The sequence below is a fragment of the Sphingobacterium psychroaquaticum genome, from assembly GCF_900177625.1.
Taxonomy (GTDB): Bacteria; Bacteroidota; Bacteroidia; order Sphingobacteriales; family Sphingobacteriaceae; genus Sphingobacterium; species Sphingobacterium psychroaquaticum.
The window spans coordinates 81,027-98,654 of the sequence record NZ_FXAU01000003.1 but is presented as its reverse complement, the minus strand read 5'-3'; the positions used below and the strand labels follow the sequence as shown (position 1 = coordinate 98,654).

16 protein-coding genes are annotated in these 17,628 nt (G+C 42.2%); 10 read left to right on the top strand and 6 right to left on the bottom strand.

The window, feature by feature from the left end:
• Positions 1-190: 190 nt before the first annotated feature.
• The 3 genes from B9Y69_RS08855 to B9Y69_RS08845 all read left to right on the top strand — a co-directional run bounded on the left by B9Y69_RS08855 (position 191) and on the right by B9Y69_RS08845 (position 4,535).
• Positions 191-2,524: a TonB-dependent receptor gene (locus B9Y69_RS08855; RefSeq protein ID WP_085472595.1), complete on the top strand. Its 2,334-nt coding sequence runs from the start codon at positions 191-193 to the stop codon at positions 2,522-2,524.
• On the top strand, positions 2,525-3,694 hold the full coding sequence (locus B9Y69_RS08850; protein ID WP_200811769.1) for a PepSY-associated TM helix domain-containing protein: 1,170 nt from the start codon (positions 2,525-2,527) through the stop codon (positions 3,692-3,694).
• A 118-nt stretch (positions 3,695-3,812) separates the two neighbouring features.
• Positions 3,813-4,535, top strand: a complete 723-nt coding sequence (locus tag B9Y69_RS08845; protein ID WP_085472594.1) for a 3-keto-disaccharide hydrolase — start codon at positions 3,813-3,815, stop codon at positions 4,533-4,535.
• Between the two features lie 67 nt (positions 4,536-4,602).
• On the opposite strand, the gene B9Y69_RS08840 is transcribed toward B9Y69_RS08845, so the two are convergent.
• Together B9Y69_RS08840 and B9Y69_RS08835 are read right to left on the bottom strand one after the other, a co-directional pair.
• Positions 4,603-5,163 (bottom strand): NADPH-dependent FMN reductase, encoded by a 561-nt coding sequence (locus B9Y69_RS08840; protein ID WP_085472593.1) that lies wholly within the window; start codon positions 5,161-5,163, stop codon positions 4,603-4,605.
• Between the two features lie 82 nt (positions 5,164-5,245).
• Positions 5,246-5,740, bottom strand: coding sequence for a DUF2480 family protein (locus B9Y69_RS08835; protein ID WP_085473022.1), 495 nt, complete (start codon positions 5,738-5,740; stop codon positions 5,246-5,248).
• A gap of 352 nt (positions 5,741-6,092) precedes the next feature.
• Here B9Y69_RS08835 and B9Y69_RS08830 point away from each other — a divergent pair, with 352 nt between their 5' ends.
• Both B9Y69_RS08830 and B9Y69_RS08825 read left to right on the top strand, forming a co-directional pair.
• A complete protein-coding gene (locus B9Y69_RS08830) occupies positions 6,093-6,737 on the top strand; it encodes a helix-turn-helix transcriptional regulator (protein WP_085472592.1) in 645 nt (214 codons plus the stop codon).
• Between the two features lie 44 nt (positions 6,738-6,781).
• Positions 6,782-7,417: an NAD(P)H-dependent oxidoreductase gene (locus tag B9Y69_RS08825; RefSeq protein ID WP_085472591.1), complete on the top strand. Its 636-nt coding sequence runs from the start codon at positions 6,782-6,784 to the stop codon at positions 7,415-7,417.
• 11 nt (positions 7,418-7,428) lie between these two features.
• On the opposite strand, the gene B9Y69_RS08820 is transcribed toward B9Y69_RS08825, so the two are convergent.
• From B9Y69_RS08820 to B9Y69_RS08805, 4 genes are all read right to left on the bottom strand, one after another.
• Positions 7,429-8,391, bottom strand: coding sequence for a helix-turn-helix transcriptional regulator (locus tag B9Y69_RS08820; RefSeq protein ID WP_085472590.1), 963 nt, complete (start codon positions 8,389-8,391; stop codon positions 7,429-7,431).
• Positions 8,392-8,476: 85 nt separating this feature from the next.
• Positions 8,477-9,286, bottom strand: a complete 810-nt coding sequence (locus B9Y69_RS08815) for a heme ABC transporter ATP-binding protein (RefSeq protein WP_085472589.1) — start codon at positions 9,284-9,286, stop codon at positions 8,477-8,479.
• Between the two features lie 10 nt (positions 9,287-9,296).
• Positions 9,297-10,328, bottom strand: coding sequence for a FecCD family ABC transporter permease (locus B9Y69_RS08810; protein WP_085472588.1), 1,032 nt, complete (start codon positions 10,326-10,328; stop codon positions 9,297-9,299).
• Positions 10,329-10,373: 45 nt separating this feature from the next.
• Positions 10,374-11,225 (bottom strand): heme/hemin ABC transporter substrate-binding protein, encoded by an 852-nt coding sequence (locus B9Y69_RS08805; RefSeq protein WP_085472587.1) that lies wholly within the window; start codon positions 11,223-11,225, stop codon positions 10,374-10,376.
• Between the two features lie 288 nt (positions 11,226-11,513).
• Here B9Y69_RS08805 and B9Y69_RS08800 point away from each other — a divergent pair, with 288 nt between their 5' ends.
• The 5 genes from B9Y69_RS08800 (at position 11,514) to B9Y69_RS08780 (ending at position 17,615) form a co-directional block, all read left to right on the top strand.
• The gene (locus B9Y69_RS08800; protein WP_317042140.1) at positions 11,514-13,868 is read left to right on the top strand and encodes a TonB-dependent receptor; all 2,355 of its coding nucleotides are present in this window, start codon (positions 11,514-11,516) and stop codon (positions 13,866-13,868) included.
• A 10-nt stretch (positions 13,869-13,878) separates the two neighbouring features.
• On the top strand, positions 13,879-14,628 hold the full coding sequence (locus tag B9Y69_RS08795; protein WP_085472585.1) for an HmuY family protein: 750 nt from the start codon (positions 13,879-13,881) through the stop codon (positions 14,626-14,628).
• Positions 14,629-14,661: 33 nt separating this feature from the next.
• Positions 14,662-15,348 (top strand): hypothetical protein, encoded by a 687-nt coding sequence (locus tag B9Y69_RS08790; RefSeq protein ID WP_085472584.1) that lies wholly within the window; start codon positions 14,662-14,664, stop codon positions 15,346-15,348.
• 452 nt (positions 15,349-15,800) lie between these two features.
• Positions 15,801-16,604: an HmuY family protein gene (locus B9Y69_RS08785; RefSeq protein ID WP_234991178.1), complete on the top strand. Its 804-nt coding sequence runs from the start codon at positions 15,801-15,803 to the stop codon at positions 16,602-16,604.
• Positions 16,605-16,631: 27 nt separating this feature from the next.
• Positions 16,632-17,615 (top strand): hypothetical protein, encoded by a 984-nt coding sequence (locus B9Y69_RS08780; protein WP_144036536.1) that lies wholly within the window; start codon positions 16,632-16,634, stop codon positions 17,613-17,615.
• Positions 17,616-17,628 lie beyond the last annotated feature (13 nt).

Below are 17,628 nucleotides of genomic sequence, written 5' to 3'. Positions count from 1 at the left end.
AGTTATGCTGTATTACTAACACAAAAATAAAGCGTGCGATGACAGCCTTATGTCAACAGTATTAACTAAAAATAATAGCCAAAAAATTTAATGATCTTATTTTCTTTGACCGGAGCAAAAAAAGATTTCTGAAAATCTAAAATCTTTCTATTTTTGCATCAGTTTAAAATCAGTCTAAATAAGATTAAAGATGTCAAAACACTCGTGCATCAATAAAGCAGTCGCTACCGGCTTGCTTCTGCTGGCGGCAAACAGCAGCTTTGCGCAACGCTTAGAACTCCTCATTCTAAATGAAAAAGCATCGCCTGTTTCTAATGCTAATATCAGCATAAACAATAAAAAGATAGGATATAGTAATGTTAACGGACTTTTTCAGTACGATGTAACGCAATTTTCCTCTCCCCTACAAGTACAGGTTTCTTACACGGGATATGCCAGCTTACAAAAAACAATAGCCACGGATACACTACGGTCTCCGATCCAGCTCAGCTTCCAGCGTATCACAAATTTGGACGAGGTTATTGTTACAGCAGGCCGTAAGCCGGAACATATTTCTACGGTGCCTTCATCAATTTCTATTTTAAACAGCCAAGAAATAGCCGCCCAAAGTCAGATCAACACCAATCTTTCCAGTATCCTAGGTAATACCATTCCGGGCTTAGGAACATCCACAAACAAAGCGACCAATTCAGGACAGACATTACGTGGACGTGCTGTTTTGGTTTTGATCGATGGCATCCCACAATCTACCCCATTAATGAATGGAGCACGTGACCTACGGACAATCGACCCTAGTGTCATTGAGCGAGTGGAGGTAATCAAAGGTGCCACCTCCATCTATGGAAATGGTTCGGCTGGTGGTATTATTAATTACATTACCCGAAATAATGCACATGGTGCGCCCGCTTTTGGCGGTACAACCAGTTTACGAACCACTATAAATCCGTTTCACAGCAGTGAAACCATGGGCTACCGAGCCGCTCAGTCATTCTATGGCCGGAAAAATAAATTCGATTATAGCGTAAGTGGTTCCGTAGATTATGCGGGTCTACAGCGGGATTCGGATGGTATACCACTCGGACAAACAGATGGACTATCAAATAGTTATCAATACAATGCTTTTGTTAAAGTAGGCTATACGATTGATGAAACATCTTCCTTGATGGCTGTCTACAATTTCTACAACAGTACACAGCATGCAAAATACATCAGCAAAACAGGTGTCTATGGGGAAACGCCAACTATCGGTGTAAAAGGTGAAGACCCAGGACGTCCTGCGGGCACACCATATAACCATAATGCGATGCTAACCTACACGAAGACAGGAATTTTCGGACAGACATCGCTTCAAGCTTCTGCCTACTACAATACCTTCCGCTCTATGAACCGTTATGTTGAATCGGGAACGGCATGGTATGGTCCGGGACAAACACAGATAAACTCTGAAAAAAAGGGCTTACGGCTAAACCTTAACACCCCATTCCGTTTAGGTAACGTACAATCCGAGGTAACCTACGGTCTAGATCTATTAAATGACGTTACAGACCAGAACCTCGTAGACGGCCGTATCTATATCCCGGATATGAATATGATCAATGTGGCTCCCTATGCACAATTGCGCATGGATTTTTTCGAAAACCTGATCTTCAAAGGGGGTGTTCGCTATGAAAATGCAACCGTTAAAATCAAAGATTTTAATACCATTGCCTCCGGACCAAACGGAGAGGGTAGTATTCCAGTCACAGGCGGAAAGATACCATACAAAGGGGCTACCTTCAATGCTGGATTACGCTACAATAAATATGACCTCTTCAACCCTTTTGTAAGTTTTTCACAAGGTTTCGCCATCAATGAGTTAGGGCGTATCGTTCGTCGTGCGACGGATAACGACCTCGACAGCATAAAGACCGATCCGATTATTACCAACAACTACGAAATTGGTTTCTCCAGTAACTACAGTATCTTTAATCTATCAGCTTCCTACTTTTACAGTACCTCAAAAATGGGGGTGGAACTTGTTGACGTTGGCGGATACTTGATTCCACAACGCCTTCCAGAACGCGTGTATGGCTACGAAGTGGCTCTAAATGCGCGAATCTCTCCAGAGTGGACTATTGGTGGTACCTATGCCTATGTAGAAGGAAAATCGAAACAGGATGATGGAACAAAAACCTACCTGAATGGTTCTCGTATTGCTCCACCCAAGGCTACAGGTTACTTGTATTTCACTCCTAACCATGCATGGAACTTCCAACTTTTCTGGGTGCATACCGGAAATCGCGATCGCTTCGAACCGAATGCTAAAGGGGTATATAAAACCAGCGAAGGCCCAGTTCGTGACGTCAACCTATTCAACCTGAATGTAGGTTACAAAGTAAACAAAAGCTGGTCGCTGGGACTCGGGGTCGAGAATTTACTCAATGCTGATTACTACCCTGTCTTAAGCCAATACAGAGCATTTAATGCCGATTATGTGAAAGGACCTGGGACAACAGCTTCTTTCAATATAAATTACAAATTCTAAATGATCAAAAAGGGTATACTCTGGCTTCACAAATGGCTTGGCATCCTAACCGGAATTGTTATCGTTGTGGTTAGTGTGACAGGTTGTCTCTATACATTTCAAGATGAACTGAAGCTATGGATATACCCTCATAAATATTATATCGCCGAACAACAAGGGACACCACTCCCTATCAGTGAACTAACAGCTATTGCTGAAAGTCAGTTACCCCAAGGCGAAAAAGTATCGCGCATCGATGTATACCCGGCCAAAAATCGTACATGGATTTTCCGTGCACTGGATACCGATGAAGACGCCTTTGGACACTGGAACTATTACCGGTATTATAAGCGTGTTTTTCTAAACCCTTATACCGGAGAATTACGCAGTATTGAAAACTCCAAAACAGAATTCTTTCAGGTGGTCTTACAACTGCACATGAATTTACTCCTTGGAAAAAAGGTGGGGCATGCTGTCGTAGGCTATTCTACCGCCATCTTTGTACTTATTTTGATTTCTGGATTGGTGTTATGGTGGCCTAAGAAATGGAAATCAAAAAAGCTGAAAAGAAGTTTCTGGATTGACCGAAAAGTGAAATGGAAGAGGTTAAATTATGACCTACACAATGTTGTTGGATTTTATAGCTTACTCCTCGCGCTTGTCCTTGCAATCACAGGTTTGGTATTTACTTTTCCTTCTTTCAAGAAAGGGTATACCACTTTTTTCAATACGGTACTTCCTTATTCTAAACCAACAAAACCCCAAGCTCTGCCCACAAGTCCAGTCAATTTAAGTCGAGCTACACCGCTTGACAACGCGCTCCATTATACGTTAACCCAACACCCGGACGCCGGGATTATGTCTATTCGTTTACGCAAAAAGACGGCGCCTGAAATTGATATTCAGGTGCGCATGAGCGAACAACGAAGTGGAGATTTTAAGTGGTATTATTTCGACCAAAAAACCGTAGAGATAAATCAGGTCAAATCGTCCACGACACTACAAGGCGGCGATAAGCTTCAGGCACTCAACTTTGATCTACACACCGGTAATATTGGCGGTATGGGCACCAAGATCCTAGCCTTTATCGTTAGCTTATGCTGTGCAAGTCTTCCTATTACAGGGTACATCATCTGGTGGAATAAAAGCAGAAAAAAACATCGAAAAGGAGTAAGTCGTAAAATACAATAACCTTGTTACGTACCTGAGATATACTTTTTATTGCGAATCTTTTTGTTTTTCACTAAGTTTGATTATGCGTTGTACCCAACGTACAAGCTAAACAATCACTAAACCAAAACAGTAAGAAATGAAGGTAAGATTCCTAGCTCCTGTAGCGATTTTCGCGGCAGCATGTCTGACCGTGTCCTGCAAAAATACGTCGACTGTTCCGAACACCTTAAGTGAAAAAGAAAGTGCCGAAGGATGGAAATTACTCTTTGATGGACAGTCCATGGATCAATGGCATGTTTACAACAAAGGGACTATCCCATCGACCTGGCAAGTAAAAAATGGAGAACTGCACTGTGACCCGGAGAGCACAAACTTACGTGCCGACCTTGTCACAAATGAAGAATTTGAAAACTATGATTTGAAATTCGAATGGAAATTAGCTGAAGGTGGCAATAGCGGTGTCTTTATCAATGTAGATGAACAAGACTCCATCCCTACGACCTGGTATTCGGGACCTGAATACCAATTGCTACAAGACGCACATCCGGATTTCGATGTTCCACTCAAACGACCAGGATGCTTATATAATTTCACGCCACAAAAGAATTTTGTAAAAACGAAACCTAAAGGCGAATGGAATGAATCCCGTATTGTTCAAAAAGATGGGAATATTACCTTTTATTTAAACGGTACGGTGACGGCTGAAATGGACCTCAAGTCCAAACAATGGCAAAGGCTCGTAAAGACAAGTTCATTTAAGGATGCACCAGCTTTCGGTAAGAAAACCAAAGGTAAGATTGCCTTACAGGATTGGGCACATGGGGCTTCCTTTAGAAACCTCAAGATAAAAACGTTGTAATATATAAAAGTCCGGTATTGCTTACGCAAACCGGACTTTCGAAAACAAAACAATTTGAATCAATTTTTTACATCGCACTATCAAGCGCCAGTTTTGGTCCTTTTATCAGCAGATTGAGCAAAAGGTCAAAACGTTGATTATATTTCGCACTTACCGCACCATCTTCTGCAAAAAGCTCATTCCGTTGAATCGGCACACTAAACGGTAACGTCCATGCGCGAAGCGATTTCGCTACGGCATCCATCGCATTGATCCCTTGCATTGCTTGTACACCATCCGCCCAACAAACTAAGCCCACCATCTTACCGGTCAGGTATGGATTAGGTAATTTTGCACTGCACTCCATCCAGTCCAAGCAATTCTTCATTACCCCAGTCATACTACCATGGTATAACGGTGATAGCCAAATATGAATATCTGCTTCACGGAAGAGAATATTCATGCGTTCCACCGCATTAGGAACTTTGTTCAACGTTGTATCAAACAATGGAATTCCAGAATCCACAATCCGAAAGGTCTTCGCTGTAATTCCTTGTCCTGCAAACTTCTCTAAGAGGTAAGCACTCAATCGTTCAGATGTTGCGTTTTCTCTTCTGTCCAACGCGCCGTTAAATATCAAAGCTTTCATCGTTTCTTCTTAATTTATATGTTTAGGTGCCCTTTGCAGGACAAATAAATACTATCGTGTATGTAAATTTAGCGTTAATCTATCAATTTTTCGCTATAACTTTCGGCATTCCTGCTTCACCATAAAGTAAAGTTTTCACCACAGGCTTCAATTTTTCTGCTGCTGCCATATAGAGAGATGGATCTAGATTCGGTCTAGCGCGAACAACAACCTTTTCTCCAGTGAGGTAAGAAAAGTCAGTAGCCAACACCGCATCTCGCCATAAAAGACGATCCAACGCTGCTGCAGAACAAAAATCTATATGTGTAGCGATACCCATTAGATTATTTACCAACAGCATATATGCCCAGGTAGGAATAATCGTATCGACAGAACAACCCACCGCAACAGAACGACCTTTCAAGGACAGCCAATCATAGGTCTCCAACGCTGCTTTAAACTCCTTTTCTTTCACAATCATTTCCATAAAAAGAAAAGGCTTGATATCTAGAAAAAAACTCTTTTCCTTCGGCTCATAATCCAACAGGTCCACCGTTATAATTCCAGAAGCTTCGACCTTATTAATAAATGTATCCATACCAACTTTTACTTTTATTTCCAGTTTTAAACCCATTCCCCACGCGCGGCACCGCAAACCCATCGCAACGTGACAACAAAATATAGCAAACCCTTATAATCGTATAACGATACGGGATATATATAAGTCGTAATGGAGGTATTTGAATGTTTCCAATATTTTCACAAATCAAAGGTAGGAAAGGTTTTAAATAAAACAAGCAAATACTTGTTTTATTTGAAAGTAAAACATAGAGCTGACAATTGTAAAAAGACGGCACAGGTTGCATGGCTTACAAATCGTATAATAATAACTACCTTTGCAGAGAAAACAAGTCGGCTTAGTAGCGAGGAAACTCAGAAATAAAACAAGTATGACATTGCAAAAGGAGAAAAAAGATAACACCGATAGGATACTGATGATCATCAAGATGAAGAGGCATACACCCCTTGCTGTCATTGCCCATGATCTCGGTATTACGAAAGAAGGTGCCCGTCAACATCTGATTAAACTAACAGACGCCGGTCTCGTAGCTATCCAACACAAGCGCGAAGGGGTTGGCCGTCCTACCGCATATTATACGCTCACCGATGCAGGACTTGCTCGATTTCCAGATACCCATGCACAAGTTACCGTCGGGTTACTACAGTCCGTCAAACGATTGTTAGGCGATAATGCGTTAGATCTCTTGATCAGTGACCGTGAAAAGCAACACTATACACGATATGCTGCCGCATTAGAAAACAAACAGCATATCGAAGAAAGACTGCAAGTACTCGCTTCACTCCGGAGTGAAGAAGGCTATATGGCAGAATGGTCCCAAGATGGTCAGACCTATTACTTTACAGAAAATCATTGCCCTATCTGCGCCGCAGCAATAGAATGTCAAGGCTTCTGTCGTGCCGAACTCTCCAACTTTCAACAGCTTTTAGGCCCCGATTATGAGGTCTCCAGAATACAACATATACTACAGGATGGCACGCGATGCGTTTATCAGCTAAAGAAAAACAACAAATAAGACGTGTCGTTGTTTACCCCATAGAACAAAATGATTTTTATAATATGACATTGATAAGTGATCTCAAATGGCGACATGCCGTAAAGGCCTATGACCCGAGCAAAAAAGTAAGTACAGAGGATATTGAAAAAATTATTGAAGCGACGCGATTAGCCCCTACTTCATCGGGTCTACAGCCATTTAAACTGGTCGTTGTAAGCAATCAAGCTCTAAAAGAACAGATGGTTCCAGGCTCTCTAAATCCAGATTGTATGCGGGATTGTTCACATATACTCGTTTTTGCCGCCTGGGATCAATACACCGATGAGCGCATTGACGAAGTTTATGATCGAACAACCGACCAACGTGGCTTACCAAGAGGTCGATTTAGTCGCTACACCGATATGTTAAAAGAATCCTTTGGCCGGCAGACAACCGCCCAACATTTCGCCCATATCTCGAAACAAACGTATATCGCCTTAGGTTTTGCATTAGCACAAGCTGCAGAACTACGTATTAGCAGTACACCGGCAGAAGGTTATGACAATGAACTAATCGATGACGTTTTGAATCTTAAGGAACAAGGGTTACGATCGGTAGCATTACTGTATCTAGGCTATGCGAATGAAGAAAAAGATTGGCTCGCACAAATGAAAAAAGTACGTGCTCCAAAGGAAGATTTTGTCGTGGAATACAAATAGGGAATCGCGCTTTACATTTTTAGCTCCCCCGGAGAAATACCGTAGTATTTTTTAAAGGCACTACTAAAATTATTCTGATGTCCGAACCCGGTCAATAGCGCTACTTCATAAACAGATAAGCGTTCCTCCAACAGGTAGGAGCGCGCTTTTTCCATGCGAAGTCGTGTCAGATAATCGTGTATAGTAACCGAAAAATACTCCTTAAAGTCTTTACGTAGTTTACTCTCGCTCATCAGGACTTCTGTTGCTAATTCCTTTTGTGTGGGTGGATTGGCAATACGCTGTTCCAAAATCTGACGCGCCAACTCCAACCGCTCAATATCGTCGTCATTGAACAACGAAATACTATTATTTATTTTCTCGTTGTATTGCTCAAACTGATACATCAACAGCTCAACAATCCGTGATTCCGTATGTAATCGTCGGATTTCACCCGTTTTTTTGGATTCAATCAGCTCGGCAATCGTGTGTTGCATCTCATACGTAGCCATTAGATCTTCAGCCGAAAATGAAACATATTCGCCTTTTTCGATCTCGTCCACAAAGTGTTTATGCAACAACGAGTCGCGCTTAATAAGATTTAAATAATATTCTTTAGAGATGACCGCTATAAAATAACTATAAGCAATACCATCTTTTACCTCATGTTCGGTCTTTACCGAAGGAATATAACGGATATTATGTCGGCTCATCCCATAAGGGAGCTTGCTGTCTGCCGTCTTAAAAAAAATAAACTGGCTGGTGATGGCCTCTCCTTCAATTTCTGTATGGATATGTACCGGTCTGTCGAATGCCATTTCGGTATGCAAAATGAAAAGACCACTGGTTGATAGCTGGAAATTACGCATATGAACCGGCCCCTTCGAAATCTCTAAGCGACTTTCGATTAAAGGCTTGTCGGGCATATATAGATCAGGAATCTCTTCTATGAAAAGCCATTCATCCAATTCTTCGATTCTACTCTTTATCACCATAACATTAGCCCTACTAAGATTTCAGTTCTCTAAGGTACAAAATTTACACGTAATTTATAATCTTTCTAAATAACAATCGGTAATATTATGCTTTCACATCAAAGACATCGGCCTCCAGCTTTAGTTCTTCAAGCTGTACAACAGGTTTTAATATTTTAGGATTTAGTTCGACTGAAGCCTCTACCGAAAACACGGTATACAGATTCGTTTTATTAAGGACTTCAACCGGAGTCCCATCAAAGAGCTTACGTCCGTTTTTCAACATCAAAATACGATCCGCATAAATCGCTGCAAAGTTCACATCGTGCACCACTAAAACGACCATAAACCCTCGCCGGGAAAGTGCCTTAGCAATGGCCAATACCTTCTGTTGATAATGCATATCGAGTGCTGATATTGGCTCATCCAACAGGAGTAGGCTATCAGGATTATCCCATACCTGAGCCAATACACGGGCTAATTGCACCCGTTGTTGCTCTCCTCCCGAAAGGCTCATATATACGCGGTCGGCCAATGCAGTAATTCCGCAGATTGCCATCACCTCTTCCACAATCTTGAGGTCTCGCGCGGTAGGGCTCGACTTATAATGAGGATACCTCCCCATCAACACCAGTTCCGCAACCTTAAAGGCAAGGCTTATATGTTGTTGCTGACTTAAGAGCGCACGCGATTTGGCTAATACCCGAACATCGTAATCTGGCAAAGCTATCCCATTTAAATTCACCACCCCACTATTCGGTTTTCGATCACCGCAAAGAATCTGCATCAAGGTAGACTTGCCCGCTCCATTTGCACCCAAAATAGCAAGCACCTCCCCTTTTCTCACCTGAAAGGAAACTTCCTTTAGCAACTTGCGCCCATTAATTTCGAAGCTTACTTTTTCTACACGTAGCATAGCTTTAATTTTATTTTTCCTTGATCAGAATATACAAAAAGACAGGCGTTCCCAATAGCGCGGTTATAACCCCGATAGGAAGCTCTATAGGTGCAACTAAAGTACGAGCCAACACATCGGCTAAAGTCAGGACCAAAGCGCCAAGCAACATCGAGGCGGGCAATACAAAACGATGATCTACCCCACCAAAAAGACGAACCGTATGGGGGACCAATAACCCTACAAAACCAATAATTCCCGATACGGCAACAGAGGCCCCGACGGCTATGGTAGAAAGCACAACCACCCAGCGTTTTACCCTATCGGTGCGCATCCCAAGAAGGTCTGCTTGTAATTCTCCGAGGGCAAATGCATTCAATGACTTTCCATAAAACGATAAACAGCACAAAGCGACCAAGATAAATGGAGCCACCACCATTATATTTTCCCAAGAAGCCCCCCCCAGACTACCGAGCATCCAAAAGGTAATCGTACGCAACTGTTGTTCGGTTGCCATGTAGGTCATCAGCCCAGTCAAAGCTCCGGCAAATCCATTAATTGCAATCCCTGCAAGCAACATAGTCGTCACATTCGGTCGTCCATCTTTAACCGAGATACTATACACCACAAATGCGGTAATGCCGGCTCCCACAAAGGCACCAAACACCAACAAATAATACCCTAACCATGCCGAAAGACCTGCAAACAAGAGGGTTTCAAAAGCAATCACCAAAACGGCAAATAATGAGGCGCCAGCCGAAATACCGATTAAGCTCGGTTCCGCTAACGGATTTCTAAAAATCCCTTGAATTGCTGCCCCTGACATGCCTAATGCAGCGCCCACCAAAATACCCAATAAAATACGCGGTAAACGCACCACAAATAATACATCTGCCTGCAAGGCATCAACGGTTACTTCACGATAAAGTCCAATTTTCTGGAGCAGCAATTGCGCTACATCTCCTACTGGAATGTAAAAAGCGCCTAATCCCAGGGCTAGTATCGTCACGACGATCAATGCCACAATCAAGCCACTAATAATTAATTTCTGTTTCTTATCCACGCTGTTATTCTCAAACCCCTAAAAACCTTACTTGTACGCGCTCCACTAATGTGCCATCGATATGGTCAATCCTTTATGAAGCTCGGTAATAGCCTCTGGCAACCGGGTACTAAAGTTGACCAACAGCGAGGCATTCATGACCAGTATGCGCTTCTGCTTCCCTGCTTCCGTCAAACGGACTCCTGGCATCTTTAAGATTTCATCCTTCCCCCCCAGACTACTTGCTCCAAAGTCAAACATTAAAATAACATCGGGATTCGCTTGTACCAGAGCTTCCGTTGTATAAGGTTTAAAGTCAGCAAATTCCTGAATAGCATTCTTAGCCCCAGCCAGCTCAATCATCGCATCCAGACTACTTCCTTTTCCAGCGACACTCATTGTCCCCGTTCCACGTGCGTAGATAAAGAGCACTTTAGGCGATTTCTTACCTTGGTTTTCCTTCGCTATATTTTCGATTACTCGGTCATATGCTAGCTTCGTACGTTCTACAACACTTTTGCCAACCGCAGGGGCCGATAAAGCATCTGCGATTTCTTGCATAAAACGAAAGGCTCCTTTTGCTGTAAACTCCTGTTGTATTTGCACCACATTGATCCCCGCTTTGCGCAGTTGTTGCACAACAGTTTTTGACATATCCCCCGTCGCAACTAAAACGATTGTCGGTTTAAAAGCCATAATACCCTCTGCTGATAACGACCTATTCCGACTTACCTTAGGTAAAGCTGCCGCAGCCTTCGGTGAGATACTCGTTACATCGGTAGCCACCACAAACTCGCCTAACCCCAACCCAAACACTGTTTCCGTGATCGCTGTATTGAGGGTCACAATGCGTTGTTCTTTTCCAAAAACAAACTGTCCGATACATAGAAAAAAAACAAATATTACTCTTCTTAACATAATCAATTCTTCACTTTTACAATACAAAACAAATCAATAATCAGTCTAAATACAAATAAAATAAATATGTATTTGATGCTATCCCAAACCACAAAACAATACATAACACATTCAAAAACAACAAAATAATACAGATTAAAATAAGAAAACGATCAAAAACAAATCAATTTGAATAGAAGATTTGACACTTTTCATAGAGGAAAATCCATTTTGAATCCCTTCTTTTGTCTTGTTATTTAGATTGATTAAAAATAGTTAATGCCAGCTAGAAGAAATAAAACCGTTAAAATAACGTCTGCTTTTTTAGGGATTTTATGTCCTTTTTTTGTTTTCAGCCAACACAAATTTCAACTCTCAGGCCAAATACTAGATGGACAATCCGGTCATGGATTAAATCAAGCAACCGTGATTTTATACCCGGATAAACAGATCTTCCGAAGCGAAACAAACGGCACATTCCTTTTTAAAAATCTATATGAAGGTAAGTACAAATTAGAGGTCCGCCGTGCGGGATATACGACACAAAATATGGATTTAGAGCTTGCAGAACGTGATACCTCCATCGTTATCAGGCTCCTCGCAGAACCTAAAAATATTGAAGCGGTGGCCGTGAATGGAAAAATTACCGCAGTCGACAATCTTATCAATGCAGAAAATGCGGCGATGCCTGTCAAGGTCATTACGCGTCGGGAGATTGAACTCATGGGAAGCCGACGTCTGGATGAGGTAATGAAAGAACAAACAGGTGTTGCTGTCATCAATGATATTGCTGGCGGTTCCAGAGCCGTGGGCGTACAAATTCAAGGGTTTAGTAGCAATTATGTCATGGTGCTGGTTGATGGCCAACCCATGTTGGGACGAAACAATGGAAATTTCGATCTTTCCAGGATATCGGTTACTAATATAGAGCGCATTGAAATCATAAAGGGTGCCTCGTCCTGCTTATATGGAAGTGATGCATTAGGTGGTGCAATCAATATTATCACCCGCCATGGAGCCATTACGCCGCAAGCACACGCTTCCCTCCTTTATGGTAGCTTAAACATCGTCGATGCGACGGTGGAAGCCGAAACCCCTTTTGCAAATAAACGTGGCGCTGCTGTATTCTCTGGAAATTATTACCGTACCGATGGTTTTAACACCAACAAAGATTACATGACAACGGGCACGACGGTGCATCCGTATGATAATTATAGCTTTCAAGGGCGCATACGATACCGCACCAGTAAAGAAGGCACACTTGGTTTTACAGCACGCTATGCGGAGCGTAGTTCTACGATGCAGAACGGTTGGGGCGAAGGCCTCACTTTAGAGGACAAACAACGCGATCAAGACCTGAACCTCTCCCTCAACTACGATCACCAATTTCGTTCAGGTATCCGTAGCATGTCACGCTACTATTTCACGCGTTATCAAACGCAGATGCAAGCCGAATGGATTCGTCAAAGTGCGTTGATTGGAGCAGAGCGTTTTGGTCAGCAAGTCCATCGTTTTGAGCAACAATTTGCCTATGCGCCTCAGTCCTCGCTTCGCTTAACAGGCGGACTTGGAGGGAGCATCGAAATGATGGATAACAAAGATTTGGGAGACGATCGTCAGCTGCGCACAGCATTCACATACTTACAAACCGAATGGCATCCAATTGAAAAACTACAAACCACATTAGGGTTGCGCTACGATTACACCGATGTGTATGATGGCCGTTTTAGCCCAAGCTTTGGCATCCAATATCAGATCAATACCAACCTAGTGGCTAAGGCGGGAATTGGTGCCGGATTTAAGGCCCCTGACTACAAAATGCGCTACCAATTATTCTATAATCCGGCGGCCAACTACATGTTGGTTGGTACGGATCGTGTGCGCCAGACCATGGAGGCAATGGAACAAAATGGAGAGCTGAGTACCAAAAACAGTTACATGCTTAACTTGGTTGCAGGGAACTTAGGCGCAGAAAAGAGCCTCTCTAATAATATCGGACTGGTATGGTCTTCCAGTAATAAACGTTTACGTACAGAGATCTCAGCATTTTACCATCGCATCAATAACCAGATAAACCCTATATCAGTTGGCGTCGGTACAGTTGTAGGACAGATTTACACCTACCGAAACTTACCTAAAGCCGTCAATAAAGGTTTTGAAGTTTCCGCCGCCTATCGGTTGACAACGGATGTAGAACTTTCTGCGGGTTACCAGTTCTTAATCGCCAAAGATTTGGCCGTCATAGACAGTATTCAAGCTGGGAAGTTCCCTTATAATCAAATGATAAACAATCCGATTACAGGCGAATCAAGACCCGTCACTACAAAAGATTACTGGGGTATTGAAGACCGATCACGTCATATGGTCAACCTGAAAGCGTTGTACGAATACCGTCCCTGGAATATGAATTTCAACCTGCGGGCAAACATTCGCGGAAAATATCCTTTCCAGGAAATTAATGGCAATCAGTTTATCGATGAATATGACGCTTTTGTGCCGGACCATGTTTTGTTAAATCTCACGGTGGAGAAAAGCCTATTGAAAAAGAGATTGACCCTCCGACTAATAGCAGATAACATCTTAGACTTTACACATCAATATATGCCGGGACAACCGGGACGTGTTATTCTTGGCGGATTAAGTTATAGATGGATTAAAGAATAAAATAAACGACATGAAAACAAAAAAGATTATATGCAATGAATTTCGCAGTTGGTTGAGTTTAGCCAAACTGTGTTCCTTCTTATCATTGGTGACGTGCATTACTCTCTTTTCATCCTGCGGCAAGGATAAAGATGTGCGACCAGAACTTGAAGATGGGAAAAGCACAATTATTCGAGACTTAGCAGGCGACGTGGAAGCTTCCATGGGTAGCGGAATAGATGGAAAAGAGAATAGAGCATTCCATACTTTTCTATTTCGCTTTCGCGACCAACGACAGATCTGGATAAGAACGAAGGCCGATTCCCTGCAGTGGTTGCAAAGCAAAGATTGGGATTTGGCATTCACTGGCCCCTACAATTCAGAGGTTTTTGTAAACAATGCCCATATGGAGTTTAATCCCGGTTTTGGCGGCGAGGCGAAGCAGACTTCGGTCGTTTTGCTTCGACAAGCGTATCAAGCTGTAACAACAGCGCCTAGTGATGCAGATTTCGATAGCAGCACGATAAATAAAATCGGTTGGGCTTCTTCGGAATCTTCTACCGGATGGTTTCAATATAGCTTGAATACCCATATCATGCAAGCCCTTACAAACCGTACATATGCTATTCGTTTGCCCGATGGAAAGTATGCCAAGTTGCAACTCATCAATGCATATAAAGGAAATCCACCGGCAGTAACCAATCTGAACTGGCCATCTCCATACTATACTTTTAGATACTATGTGCAACAAGATGGTAGCAAAAACCTCAACACAAATTAAGAACATATTATTCAGCTTTTTATAAATTATACAATGAACAAACTTTTTAAAATGACCGTGCTTGCATGCGTAATTACTGTTGGTTTTACCGCTTGTGACAAGGATGACAAACCTGCCCAAGAAGAAAAAGAATACCAAGCTAAAGTGATGGTGAAAGAGGGCGAAACGGTCGACTTAACCAAAGTGTCCAAAACCAAGAACAGCGAAGGAACAATAAACCGAAAAGGACAAATCTATTCCGTTAGAAATTTTAGACAATTTACCCTTGGGGAAGATGGAAAACCAACCACGACAGTCGCAAAAAATTTCTATATTGATTTCAAAGAGAATGATGGTGTTACGGAAGCGGAGGCGGTTATAACCCTTCCGGCAGAGCTTACTGCCATCTTAAAATCGAACACGGAAAAAGGGTATACCCTCCGTTATATCGACAAGGCATTTGACGCAGTAACCGCTAATGATACCTTTTTAGAAGCTCCCAATAACACCTTAGGTCTCGAATCACAATACACCCCTAATGTTATCGGTTGGTTAATTTATACCGGAAGACCAAATCACCAAGTGAATACCAAGACCGGTCGCACAATCGTCGTGCTCAAGGATAACAAACCGTTCTTTAAGTTTCGTGTAAACTCGGTATACTCCAACGAAACCATGGAGAAAGAAGTACAGCCCGGAAACTACTTCTACTATTCCATAGATTATCAAGAATTTAAATAAGAAACAAGACGTTCCTCAAAGGTTCCGTCCGTCATTGCGCACATACAAAACGGAGGTACGGCGATCTTCTACAACTATTCGTTACAGTTAGTTGCATAGGACTGCCTCGTCGTACCTCCGCGCAATGATGTTCATTTGTGGACATGTCTACGTGTTTTACTTTGGCCCCTCTAATTTTGTCCTTTGAACTTAGCTGAGTAGGCATACTTAGCGTGACAAAGTACGATCAGCCCCATTGATCTCATCCTGACCTTTGTCATCCTGAGCCCATCAAAGGGTAATCGAAAAAAGCCATCATATCCGTGCCTATATGAGGTTATTTTTCAAATAAATAAACCTTTTAATTAAAATCGTTTTCCATAAACGAAATACCGTTTTTCATACAGCAACGTTCTCTCAAACCTTTTATATTTGCTATTATTTAGAATTAATTTAAATAAAAATAACAAACCATGAAACTTAGAAAGTTATTCACCCCACGATCTCCCAAGCGGTATTACACCATCGTAATGTGCCTCTTGGTTTTAACCGGTAGCTCGTGTAGTAAAAATAATGATACCACGCCAGACGATGAAACACCTACAGATGAACACATGTTTAACCGTTTGATTACTGTCAGCAACTTCGGTGAATCTCTACCTGAAGGTGCCGCTCCCGATAGCGAGCAAGAGCCGATTTTTTTCAGTCTAGAACAAAACCAAGCGGTCAATCAATCGTTGAAACGTACGAACCGCTGGGATCTCTCTTTTTCGAGCGTATATCGTTCTTATGTGGGCGGTAATAATGGGAGTGACAAGTTTAATTTTGGATTTGGTGGGCCTGGACAGGGAGCGGTTCTCTTGGTGAAGAAAAAGTTCGAAGACGTTATTGACATTCCAAAGAGCGAAAAATTCAATACGTTAAGTGATGCCTTTGGTCCGGACGAAAATGGAGACATTGGTCAAACAATCGGCTGGTACTTATATGATTTCAGCGGATTACTTGTCCGTGACGGCGAATTCGACAATCAACATATTGCCTATGCGCTTCACGAAGAACTACCGATTACCACGACAAACGGCGTTAAGAAAACCATCGAACCGCGCACGATTATTTTACGCACCGCGAAGGGCAACTATGCTAAAATAAGAATCCGTAGCCTCTACAAAAACGAACTCAAAAAGGAAAACTGGAAAAGAAAAACGGAAAAACCATTCTTCACTTTTGACTACGTATTGGCAAAAGCAGGAAGTACCAAATTTGAAATTAAAAACTAACCACATATTATCCTTCAACATATCAAGATGAATCGACTTATAAAATACTGCTGCTTGCTGCTCGCTACGTTGTCTGCCTTTACCGCTTGTACAAAAACGGAAGACTTGCCTGATTTACCGCAAGATAGAATTCTCGAATACCATGTCAGTAATGTTCCTGCTGGTGAAAGTCTTTATGGCGCAGTAGATCAAACAACAAAAACAATTACAGTTTATGTTCCTTTTTATTACGGATTAGAACTGATCGATCCAGAGATTAAGCTGTCGTCCGGTGCTCGTTTATCGGAAGAAATAGCCCCCATTACTATCGATACGCAAAACCAGACGTATACCGTTATAGCGGCCAACGGCACACGTAACACCTATACCTTAAAGATCGTACAGCAAAATACACCACAACTCGTTCTTACCTGGGCCAATTCCGGATACCCAACGACGAAACCGATCGCTTATCCGGTACGCATTCTTCCCAATATACGCGGTAACTTCTACAGTAATAATCCCGCTTTGGTAAAGGTGAGTTTACAATCTAGAAATACAAAAAAGGAAGTCGTACTCAATAGCATGAATACCAGTGTGCGATTAACGCCGGTGTCCGGCCAGATCAATAATTATCAATTAAGTAACCTACCTATTCCGGCGAGCATAGATACAGGACGTCATGATGTTAAAATCAATTACCTGGGACATGACGTAACATTAGCCGATCCAATAAATATTCAATATCAGGCGCCTCAGATTAACTATAACCCTTCGCAAATCGTGAAGCAAGGAGCGGAAATAAGTTATGACGCCTACCCACAGCTTGTTATCCTAAACCCGACTTCGGTGAAGGTAACCGCAAACGGTCAAGTCTATGACTTCAAAATTGTGAAACATAGCTTTGAAGCCATTACACTCCAAGTTCCGGATAATTTCCCTACGGGACAGGGGTATTATACCGCCATCACCACATTTCAAGGTTGGCCCTCACGAACAAATACACTGAATTTAAGTATCAGTCCAAAATAGCACCATGTTTATC